Here is a 10,000-nt window from a genome sequence, read left to right as displayed (position 1 = left end):
TCGTAGTCTGCAACTCGACTGCGTGAAGTCGGAATCGCTAGTAATCGCGGATCAGCTTGCCGCGGTGAATACGTTCCCGGGTCTTGTACACACCGCCCGTCACACCATGGGAGCGGGTTCTGCCAGAAGTAGTTAGCCTAACCGCAAGGAGGGCGATTACCACGGCAGGGTTCGTGACTGGGGTGAAGTCGTAACAAGGTAGCCGTATCGGAAGGTGCGGCTGGATCACCTCCTTTCTAGAAAATGGTCGAGCAGTTGATTGCTGCATGCAGTGATTAACCAGCGAGATCCAATACTCTTTCCTCAAGCGCTCACACTTATCGGCTGTAACACACAACAGTGAGTGAATAATGCGTGAGCCTGCCGAGCTGGCCTAAACAGTTAGTAAACGGGCCACGATAGCTGAGACAGGCGCATGCGACAAACGCGTGGGTCTGTAGCTCAGTCGGTTAGAGCACCGTCTTGATAAGGCGGGGGTCGCTGGTTCGAATCCAGCCAGACCCACCACGAGATTGAAGTGAGAGCTTCAACGGGGGATTAGCTCAGCTGGGAGAGCACCTGCTTTGCAAGCAGGGGGTCGTCGGTTCGATCCCGTCATCCTCCACCAGTTCACTCATGCCAGGTTGGCAAACCAGAACATCTCAGGCGCTTATATTGATAGGTGCTGAAAGATCTTCTGGTTTGCCAGTCTTAGACTTGAAAAAGTCGGCTGTTGTTCTTTAACAATTCGTAGAGTCGAATCAGCGTTGTTGGCGGAAAGCCGCAGTTCGTAAAGGGGCTGCAGGCACCGTGCCGCCAATGACATTTGATTGCGTCACCAGACTTCAACTCTGCAACAGCAGAGAATTGATTGAAGAACGGCATAACGCGTAATACTCAAACCATTCAATGAACAAAGATTGAATGGCAGTCCTTGACGACAGTGCAGTCAGCGCTGTCAAAGTTATAGGGTCAAGTGACTAAGTGCATGTGGTGGATGCCTTGGCGATTACAGGCGACGAAGGACGTGATAGCCTGCGATAAGCTTCGGGGAGCTGGCAAATTAGCTTTGATCCGGAGATTTCCGAATGGGGAAACCCACCTCGCAAGAGGTATTGCATGCTGAATACATAGGCATGCAAGGCGAACCGGGTGAACTGAAACATCTCAGTAGCTCGAGGAAAAGACATCAACCGAGATTCCGAAAGTAGTGGCGAGCGAAATCGGAGTAGCCCTCGTGTTTTAGCAGTTGGCATATCAGAACGGAATGGAAAGTCCGGCCATAGCGGGTGATAGCCCCGTATGAGAAATGTTGATTGTGGAACTAGGCACGAATAGAGTAGGGCGGGACACGTGAAATCCTGTCTGAATATGGGGGGACCATCCTCCAAGGCTAAATACTCGTAATCGACCGATAGTGAACAAGTACCGTGAGGGAAAGGCGAAAAGAACCCCGGGAGGGGAGTGAAATAGATCCTGAAACCGCATGCATACAAAAAGTAGGAGCCCGCAAGGGTGACTGCGTACCTTTTGTATAATGGGTCAGCGACTTACATTCAGTGGCGAGGTTAACCGAATAGGGTAGCCGCAGGGAAACCGAGTCCGAACAGGGCGATTCAGTCGCTGGGTGTAGACCCGAAACCAAGTGATCTATCCATGGCCAGGATGAAGGTACCGTAACAGGTGCTGGAGGTCCGAACCGACTAGTGTTGCAAAACTAGCGGATGAGCTGTGGATAGGGGTGAAAGGCTAAACAAACTTGGAAATAGCTGGTTCTCTCCGAAAACTATTTAGGTAGTGCCTCAAGTATTACCATCGGGGGTAGAGCACTGTTATGGCTAGGGGGTCATGGCGACTTACCAAACCATTGCAAACTCCGAATACCGATGAGTACAGCTTGGGAGACAGAGCACCGGGTGCTAACGTCCGGACTCAAGAGGGAAACAACCCAGACCGCCAGCTAAGGTCCCCAAAATTGGCTAAGTGGGAAACGAAGTGGGAAGGCTAAAACAGTCAGGATGTTGGCTTAGAAGCAGCCATCATTTAAAGAAAGCGTAATAGCTCACTGATCGAGTCGTCCTGCGCGGAAGATGTAACGGGGCTAAGCCAGTTACCGAAGCTGCGGATGTGCAATTTATTGCACGTGGTAGGAGAGCGTTCTGTAAGCCTGTGAAGGTGTCTCGTGAGGGATGCTGGAGGTATCAGAAGTGCGAATGCTGACATGAGTAGCGTTAAAGGGGGTGAAAAGCCCCCTCGCCGTAAGCGCAAGGTTTCCTACGCAACGTTCATCGGCGTAGGGTGAGTCGGCCCCTAAGGCGAGGCAGAGATGCGTAGCTGATGGGAAACAGGTCAATATTCCTGTACCGATCTATAGTGCGATGTGGGGACGGAGAAGGTTAGCTCAGCCGGGTGTTGGATGTCCCGGTTCAAGCCTGTAGTCGTGCCTGGTAGGCAAATCCGCCGGGCTTAGATGAGGGGTGATAACGAGTCTGCTTGCAGACGAAGTGAGTGATACCCTGCTTCCAGGAAAAGCCACTAAGCTTCAGCTATAGACGACCGTACCGCAAACCGACACTGGTGCGCGTGATGAGTATTCTCAGGCGCTTGAGAGAACTCTGGAGAAGGAACTCGGCAAATTGACACCGTAACTTCGGAAGAAGGTGTGCCTTTAGTAGGTGAACCATTTACTTGGGGAGCCCAATGAGGCCGCAGAGAATCGGTGGCTGCGACTGTTTATTAAAAACACAGCACTCTGCAAAGACGAAAGTCGACGTATAGGGTGTGACGCCTGCCCGGTGCTGGAAGATTAAATGATGGGGTGCAAGCTCTTGACTGAAGTCCCAGTAAACGGCGGCCGTAACTATAACGGTCCTAAGGTAGCGAAATTCCTTGTCGGGTAAGTTCCGACCTGCACGAATGGCGTAACGATGGCCACACTGTCTCCTCCAGAGACTCAGCGAAGTTGAAATGTTTGTGATGATGCAATCTCCCCGCGGAAAGACGGAAAGACCCCATGAACCTTTACTGTAGCTTTACATTGGACTTTGAACAGATCTGTGTAGGATAGGTGGGAGGCTTTGAAGTGAGGACGCTAGTTCTCATGGAGCCAACGTTGAAATACCACCCTGGTGTGTTTGAGGTTCTAACCTTGTCCCGTTATCCGGGATGGGGACAGTGTATGGTGGGCAGTTTGACTGGGGCGGTCTCCTCCCAAAGTGTAACGGAGGAGTTCGAAGGTACGCTAAATACGGTCGGAAATCGTGTTGATAGTGCATTGGCATAAGCGTGCTTGACTGCGAGACTGACAAGTCGAGCAGGTACGAAAGTAGGACAAAGTGATCCGGTGGTTCTGTATGGAAGGGCCATCGCTCAACGGATAAAAGGTACTCTGGGGATAACAGGCTGATACCGCCCAAGAGTTCATATCGACGGCGGTGTTTGGCACCTCGATGTCGGCTCATCTCATCCTGGGGCTGTAGCCGGTCCCAAGGGTATGGCTGTTCGCCATTTAAAGAGGTACGTGAGCTGGGTTTAAAACGTCGTGAGACAGTTTGGTCCCTATCTTCCGTGGGCGCTGCAAGATTGAGAGAGCCTGCTCCTAGTACGAGAGGACCGGAGTGGACGCACCTCTGGTGTATCGGTTGTCACGCCAGTGGCATTGCCGAGTAGCTAAGTGCGGAAGAGATAACCGCTGAAAGCATCTAAGCGGGAAACTCGTCTCAAGATGAGTCTTGCCGGGGCCTAGAGCCCCCTGAAGGGTCGTTCGAGACCAGGACGTTGATAGGCTGGGTGTGGAAGCGCAGTAATGCGTTAAGCTAACCAGTACTAATTGCCCGTGAGGCTTGACCCTATAACTTTGACTGCATACCGCATGTCAAAGGACGAGGTTACAAGTTATACCGTTCTTCAAGAAGTCTGAAGACGCAATCAAATCAAAGCTGATTCACGCAACATAGCTTCCCAGCTATAATGCAACTCTACGAATTGGGTTTGCTGTTGAATCCTCAACAGCAGGCCAACCAGTCAAGCCTGATGACCATAGCGAGTCGGTCCCACTCCTTCCCATCCCGAACAGGACAGTGAAACGATTCAGCGCCGATGATAGTGCGGATTCCCGTGTGAAAGTAGGTCATCGTCAGGCTATTATTCGAGGCGCCCGGTCACGAGACCGGGCGTTTCTATCTGCACAGCAGATACAAGCATTGATTGCAGTGTTTGTATGTGCTGGCAGGCTGATGCAAATCGGCCGCCTGCAGATTGAAGCAAATAGATGTTGACACTAAGACGAAAGTCGTCAATAATCTCACTTCTGTGCTGATCACTGATTGGCGACGCGAAACGAAGCAAGGCGGTGCGAAGTGCTGCTGAGTGAAGTGAGCGATGTTCTTTAAGAATTCACAGCCGATAAGCGTGGGCGTTTGAGGCAAAGAGTTGATGTCAGGTGACTGATATCAAGTCCTTTGGACTTTAAACGCTCACGGAAAGAGAATGAAGCTATGCAAATAGTCTTTGTTCGATTCCGTTGAGTAAATCAAGATCGAACTGTAGAGTTTGATCCTGGCTCAGATTGAACGCTGGCGGCATGCCTTACACATGCAAGTCGAACGGTAACGCGGGGCAACCTGGCGACGAGTGGCGAACGGGTGAGTAATATATCGGAACGTGCCCAGTTGTGGGGGATAACTGCTCGAAAGAGCAGCTAATACCGCATACGACCTGAGGGTGAAAGCGGGGGATCGCAAGACCTCGCGCAATTGGAGCGGCCGATATCAGATTAGGTAGTTGGTGGGGTAAAGGCCCACCAAGCCAACGATCTGTAGCTGGTCTGAGAGGACGACCAGCCACACTGGGACTGAGACACGGCCCAGACTCCTACGGGAGGCAGCAGTGGGGAATTTTGGACAATGGACGCAAGTCTGATCCAGCCATGCCGCGTGCGGGAAGAAGGCCTTCGGGTTGTAAACCGCTTTTGTCAGGGAAGAAACGCTCTGGGTTAATACCTCGGGGTAATGACGGTACCTGAAGAATAAGCACCGGCTAACTACGTGCCAGCAGCCGCGGTAATACGTAGGGTGCAAGCGTTAATCGGAATTACTGGGCGTAAAGCGTGCGCAGGCGGTTATGCAAGACAGATGTGAAATCCCCGGGCTCAACCTGGGAACTGCATTTGTGACTGCATGGCTAGAGTACGGTAGAGGGGGATGGAATTCCGCGTGTAGCAGTGAAATGCGTAGATATGCGGAGGAACACCGATGGCGAAGGCAATCCCCTGGACCTGTACTGACGCTCATGCACGAAAGCGTGGGGAGCAAACAGGATTAGATACCCTGGTAGTCCACGCCCTAAACGATGTCAACTGGTTGTTGGGAGGGTTTCTTCTCAGTAACGTAGCTAACGCGTGAAGTTGACCGCCTGGGGAGTACGGCCGCAAGGTTGAAACTCAAAGGAATTGACGGGGACCCGCACAAGCGGTGGATGATGTGGTTTAATTCGATGCAACGCGAAAAACCTTACCTACCCTTGACATGTCTGGAATCCTGAAGAGATTTGGGAGTGCTCGAAAGAGAACCAGAACACAGGTGCTGCATGGCCGTCGTCAGCTCGTGTCGTGAGATGTTGGGTTAAGTCCCGCAACGAGCGCAACCCTTGTCATTAGTTGCTACGAAAGGGCACTCTAATGAGACTGCCGGTGACAAACCGGAGGAAGGTGGGGATGACGTCAGGTCATCATGGCCCTTATGGGTAGGGCTACACACGTCATACAATGGCCGGTACAGAGGGCTGCCAACCCGCGAGGGGGAGCTAATCCCAGAAAACCGGTCGTAGTCCGGATCGTAGTCTGCAACTCGACTGCGTGAAGTCGGAATCGCTAGTAATCGCGGATCAGCTTGCCGCGGTGAATACGTTCCCGGGTCTTGTACACACCGCCCGTCACACCATGGGAGCGGGTTCTGCCAGAAGTAGTTAGCCTAACCGCAAGGAGGGCGATTACCACGGCAGGGTTCGTGACTGGGGTGAAGTCGTAACAAGGTAGCCGTATCGGAAGGTGCGGCTGGATCACCTCCTTTCTAGAAAATGGTCGAGCAGTTGATTGCTGCATGCAGTGATTAACCAGCGAGATCCAATACTCTTTCCTCAAGCGCTCACACTTATCGGCTGTAACACACAACAGTGAGTGAATAATGCGTGAGCCTGCCGAGCTGGCCTAAACAGTTAGTAAACGGGCCACGATAGCTGAGACAGGCGCATGCGACAAACGCGTGGGTCTGTAGCTCAGTCGGTTAGAGCACCGTCTTGATAAGGCGGGGGTCGCTGGTTCGAATCCAGCCAGACCCACCACGAGATTGAAGTGAGAGCTTCAACGGGGGATTAGCTCAGCTGGGAGAGCACCTGCTTTGCAAGCAGGGGGTCGTCGGTTCGATCCCGTCATCCTCCACCAGTTCACTCATGCCAGGTTGGCAAACCAGAACATCTCAGGCGCTTATATTGATAGGTGCTGAAAGATCTTCTGGTTTGCCAGTCTTAGACTTGAAAAAGTCGGCTGTTGTTCTTTAACAATTCGTAGAGTCGAATCAGCGTTGTTGGCGGAAAGCCGCAGTTCGTAAAGGGGCTGCAGGCACCGTGCCGCCAATGACATTTGATTGCGTCACCAGACTTCAACTCTGCAACAGCAGAGAATTGATTGAAGAACGGCATAACGCGTAATACTCAAACCATTCAATGAACAAAGATTGAATGGCAGTCCTTGACGACAGTGCAGTCAGCGCTGTCAAAGTTATAGGGTCAAGTGACTAAGTGCATGTGGTGGATGCCTTGGCGATTACAGGCGACGAAGGACGTGATAGCCTGCGATAAGCTTCGGGGAGCTGGCAAATTAGCTTTGATCCGGAGATTTCCGAATGGGGAAACCCACCTCGCAAGAGGTATTGCATGCTGAATACATAGGCATGCAAGGCGAACCGGGTGAACTGAAACATCTCAGTAGCTCGAGGAAAAGACATCAACCGAGATTCCGAAAGTAGTGGCGAGCGAAATCGGAGTAGCCCTCGTGTTTTAGCAGTTGGCATATCAGAACGGAATGGAAAGTCCGGCCATAGCGGGTGATAGCCCCGTATGAGAAATGTTGATTGTGGAACTAGGCACGAATAGAGTAGGGCGGGACACGTGAAATCCTGTCTGAATATGGGGGGACCATCCTCCAAGGCTAAATACTCGTAATCGACCGATAGTGAACAAGTACCGTGAGGGAAAGGCGAAAAGAACCCCGGGAGGGGAGTGAAATAGATCCTGAAACCGCATGCATACAAAAAGTAGGAGCCCGCAAGGGTGACTGCGTACCTTTTGTATAATGGGTCAGCGACTTACATTCAGTGGCGAGGTTAACCGAATAGGGTAGCCGCAGGGAAACCGAGTCCGAACAGGGCGATTCAGTCGCTGGGTGTAGACCCGAAACCAAGTGATCTATCCATGGCCAGGATGAAGGTACCGTAACAGGTGCTGGAGGTCCGAACCGACTAGTGTTGCAAAACTAGCGGATGAGCTGTGGATAGGGGTGAAAGGCTAAACAAACTTGGAAATAGCTGGTTCTCTCCGAAAACTATTTAGGTAGTGCCTCAAGTATTACCATCGGGGGTAGAGCACTGTTATGGCTAGGGGGTCATGGCGACTTACCAAACCATTGCAAACTCCGAATACCGATGAGTACAGCTTGGGAGACAGAGCACCGGGTGCTAACGTCCGGACTCAAGAGGGAAACAACCCAGACCGCCAGCTAAGGTCCCCAAAATTGGCTAAGTGGGAAACGAAGTGGGAAGGCTAAAACAGTCAGGATGTTGGCTTAGAAGCAGCCATCATTTAAAGAAAGCGTAATAGCTCACTGATCGAGTCGTCCTGCGCGGAAGATGTAACGGGGCTAAGCCAGTTACCGAAGCTGCGGATGTGCAATTTATTGCACGTGGTAGGAGAGCGTTCTGTAAGCCTGTGAAGGTGTCTCGTGAGGGATGCTGGAGGTATCAGAAGTGCGAATGCTGACATGAGTAGCGTTAAAGGGGGTGAAAAGCCCCCTCGCCGTAAGCGCAAGGTTTCCTACGCAACGTTCATCGGCGTAGGGTGAGTCGGCCCCTAAGGCGAGGCAGAGATGCGTAGCTGATGGGAAACAGGTCAATATTCCTGTACCGATCTATAGTGCGATGTGGGGACGGAGAAGGTTAGCTCAGCCGGGTGTTGGATGTCCCGGTTCAAGCCTGTAGTCGTGCCTGGTAGGCAAATCCGCCGGGCTTAGATGAGGGGTGATAACGAGTCTGCTTGCAGACGAAGTGAGTGATACCCTGCTTCCAGGAAAAGCCACTAAGCTTCAGCTATAGACGACCGTACCGCAAACCGACACTGGTGCGCGTGATGAGTATTCTCAGGCGCTTGAGAGAACTCTGGAGAAGGAACTCGGCAAATTGACACCGTAACTTCGGAAGAAGGTGTGCCTTTAGTAGGTGAACCATTTACTTGGGGAGCCCAATGAGGCCGCAGAGAATCGGTGGCTGCGACTGTTTATTAAAAACACAGCACTCTGCAAAGACGAAAGTCGACGTATAGGGTGTGACGCCTGCCCGGTGCTGGAAGATTAAATGATGGGGTGCAAGCTCTTGACTGAAGTCCCAGTAAACGGCGGCCGTAACTATAACGGTCCTAAGGTAGCGAAATTCCTTGTCGGGTAAGTTCCGACCTGCACGAATGGCGTAACGATGGCCACACTGTCTCCTCCAGAGACTCAGCGAAGTTGAAATGTTTGTGATGATGCAATCTCCCCGCGGAAAGACGGAAAGACCCCATGAACCTTTACTGTAGCTTTACATTGGACTTTGAACAGATCTGTGTAGGATAGGTGGGAGGCTTTGAAGTGAGGACGCTAGTTCTCATGGAGCCAACGTTGAAATACCACCCTGGTGTGTTTGAGGTTCTAACCTTGTCCCGTTATCCGGGATGGGGACAGTGTATGGTGGGCAGTTTGACTGGGGCGGTCTCCTCCCAAAGTGTAACGGAGGAGTTCGAAGGTACGCTAAATACGGTCGGAAATCGTGTTGATAGTGCATTGGCATAAGCGTGCTTGACTGCGAGACTGACAAGTCGAGCAGGTACGAAAGTAGGACAAAGTGATCCGGTGGTTCTGTATGGAAGGGCCATCGCTCAACGGATAAAAGGTACTCTGGGGATAACAGGCTGATACCGCCCAAGAGTTCATATCGACGGCGGTGTTTGGCACCTCGATGTCGGCTCATCTCATCCTGGGGCTGTAGCCGGTCCCAAGGGTATGGCTGTTCGCCATTTAAAGAGGTACGTGAGCTGGGTTTAAAACGTCGTGAGACAGTTTGGTCCCTATCTTCCGTGGGCGCTGCAAGATTGAGAGAGCCTGCTCCTAGTACGAGAGGACCGGAGTGGACGCACCTCTGGTGTATCGGTTGTCACGCCAGTGGCATTGCCGAGTAGCTAAGTGCGGAAGAGATAACCGCTGAAAGCATCTAAGCGGGAAACTCGTCTCAAGATGAGTCTTGCCGGGGCCTAGAGCCCCCTGAAGGGTCGTTCGAGACCAGGACGTTGATAGGCTGGGTGTGGAAGCGCAGTAATGCGTTAAGCTAACCAGTACTAATTGCCCGTGAGGCTTGACCCTATAACTTTGACTGCATACCGCATGTCAAAGGACGAGGTTACAAGTTATACCGTTCTTCAAGAAGTCTGAAGACGCAATCAAATCAAAGCTGATTCACGCAACATAGCTTCCCAGCTATAATGCAACTCTACGAATTGGGTTTGCTGTTGAATCCTCAACAGCAGGCCAACCAGTCAAGCCTGATGACCATAGCGAGTCGGTCCCACTCCTTCCCATCCCGAACAGGACAGTGAAACGATTCAGCGCCGATGATAGTGCGGATTCCCGTGTGAAAGTAGGTCATCGTCAGGCTATTTACCCCCAGAACCCCCGCCTCAGCAATGTGGCGGGGGTTTTGCTTTTGCAGCGGGCGAAATGCTA

At 52.0% G+C, this 10,000-nt stretch carries 4 tRNA genes and 6 rRNA genes (1 of these 10 cut by a window edge); all 10 read left to right on the top strand.

Going from position 1 to position 10,000, the window contains the following annotated elements:
• Window positions 1–236, top strand: a 16S ribosomal RNA gene (locus AC07OQ_RS24185); it begins 1,293 nt to the left of the window's first position.
• Window positions 237–430: 194 nt separating this feature from the next.
• Window positions 431–507, top strand: a tRNA-Ile gene (locus AC07OQ_RS24180).
• Window positions 508–531: 24 nt separating this feature from the next.
• Window positions 532–607, top strand: a tRNA-Ala gene (locus AC07OQ_RS24175).
• A 342-nt stretch (window positions 608–949) separates the two neighbouring features.
• A 23S ribosomal RNA gene (locus AC07OQ_RS24170) occupies window positions 950–3,829 on the top strand.
• Window positions 3,830–4,007: 178 nt separating this feature from the next.
• Window positions 4,008–4,120: ribosomal RNA gene (rrf, locus tag AC07OQ_RS24165) — 5S ribosomal RNA — on the top strand.
• 398 nt (window positions 4,121–4,518) lie between these two features.
• Window positions 4,519–6,047 (top strand): 16S ribosomal RNA (locus tag AC07OQ_RS24160).
• A gap of 194 nt (window positions 6,048–6,241) precedes the next feature.
• Window positions 6,242–6,318 (top strand) — tRNA-Ile (locus AC07OQ_RS24155).
• Window positions 6,319–6,342: 24 nt separating this feature from the next.
• Window positions 6,343–6,418 (top strand) — tRNA-Ala (locus AC07OQ_RS24150).
• A 342-nt stretch (window positions 6,419–6,760) separates the two neighbouring features.
• Window positions 6,761–9,640 (top strand): 23S ribosomal RNA (locus tag AC07OQ_RS24145).
• A gap of 178 nt (window positions 9,641–9,818) precedes the next feature.
• Window positions 9,819–9,931: ribosomal RNA gene (rrf, locus tag AC07OQ_RS24140) — 5S ribosomal RNA — on the top strand.
• The 16S, 23S and 5S rRNA genes sit together here with 4 tRNA genes alongside, the layout of an rRNA operon.
• The last annotated feature ends 69 nt before the right edge of the window (window positions 9,932–10,000 follow it).

The organism is Roseateles sp. GW821-FHT09B06 (assembly GCF_059418245.1).
This window is presented reverse-complemented; position numbering and strand designations above follow the sequence as displayed.